Source organism: Isoptericola sp. NPDC058082 (genome assembly GCF_042885055.1).
In the GTDB taxonomy this organism is placed as follows: domain Bacteria; phylum Actinomycetota; class Actinomycetes; order Actinomycetales; family Cellulomonadaceae; genus Isoptericola.
Genome location: NZ_JBHVSQ010000041.1, coordinates 1 through 1,427, shown reverse-complemented (window position 1 = coordinate 1,427; position 1,427 = coordinate 1). Strand labels below are relative to the sequence as shown.

At 65.8% G+C, this 1,427-nt stretch carries 1 protein-coding gene; it reads left to right on the top strand.

The genetic code is table 11. The features are described from left to right. The first annotated feature begins 176 nt into the window (after positions 1 to 176). The gene (gene moeZ, locus ACFVS0_RS21790) at positions 177 to 1,355 is read left to right on the top strand and encodes an adenylyltransferase/sulfurtransferase MoeZ (RefSeq protein ID WP_093772733.1); all 1,179 of its coding nucleotides are present in this window, start codon (positions 177 to 179) and stop codon (positions 1,353 to 1,355) included. Positions 1,356 to 1,427 lie beyond the last annotated feature (72 nt).

Below are 1,427 nucleotides of genomic sequence, written 5' to 3'. Positions count from 1 at the left end.
ACGGCGTGAGGGGGCAAAGCGACCCATTCGCGGCACCGCCCAGCTACTGGGACGAATTCGTCTCGCGGATCGGACCCGGTATCTCGGAATGAGGAGCGGCGTGGCAGTGTTACGGGAGAACAACCGTACGTAGATGAAGTACGTAGAAACCGACCACCTGCATTGTTGAGGTTCCTGTGTCGCTGCCACCCCTGGTCGAGCCAGCTGCTGAGCTCACCGTCGACGAGGTCCGCAGGTACTCCCGCCACCTGATCATCCCGGATGTCGGGATGGACGGACAGAAGCGGCTGAAGAACGCGAAGGTGCTCTGTGTGGGCGCCGGCGGTCTCGGCTCGCCGGCCCTGATGTACCTGGCCGCGGCCGGTGTCGGCACACTCGGCATCGTGGAGTTCGACGAGGTCGACGAGTCGAACCTGCAGCGCCAGATCATCCACAGCCAGGCCGACATCGGCCGGTCCAAGGCCCAGTCCGCCAAGGACTCGGTCCTGGGCATCAACCCGTATGTGAATGTCGTCCTTCACGAAGAGCGGCTCGAAGCCGAGAACGTGATGGAGATCTTCGCCCAGTACGACCTGATCGTGGACGGCACGGACAACTTCGCCACCCGCTATCTCGTCAACGACGCCGCGGTGCTGCTGAACAAGCCGTACGTATGGGGTTCGATCTACCGCTTCGACGGCCAGGCGTCCGTCTTCTGGTCGGAGCACGGCCCCTGCTACCGCTGCCTCTACCCGGAGCCGCCGCCGCCCGGCATGGTCCCGTCCTGCGCCGAGGGTGGCGTGCTGGGCGTGCTCTGCGCGTCCATCGGCTCCATCCAGGTCAACGAGGCCATCAAGCTGCTCGCCGGCATCGGTGACCCGCTGGTCGGCCGGCTGATGATCTACGACGCCCTGGAGATGCAGTACCGCCAGGTCAAGGTCCGCAAGGACCCCGACTGCGCGGTCTGCGGCGAGAACCCGACCGTCACCGAGCTCATCGACTACGAGGCCTTCTGCGGTGTCGTGTCCGAGGAGGCCCAGGAGGCGGCGCTCGGCTCCACGATCACTCCGAAGCAGCTCAAGGAGTGGATCGACGCCGACGAGAAGATCGAGATCATCGACGTCCGCGAGCCGAACGAGTACGAGATCGTCTCGATCCCCGGCGCGAAGCTGATCCCGAAGAACGAGTTCCTGATGGGCAACGCCCTGCAGGACCTCCCGCAGGACAAGCGCATCGTCCTGCACTGCAAGACCGGTGTCCGCAGCGCCGAGGTCCTCGCGGTCCTCAAGTCGGCGGGCTTCGCCGACGCGGTGCATGTCGGCGGCGGCGTGATCGGCTGGGTCAACCAGATCGAGCCCGAGAAGCCGGTGTACTGAGCCGTTGTGCCGAGCCTCCGTACGGGGGCTGAACGCTTCGAAGGGGCCGGTCCGCATTGCGCGGGCCGGCCC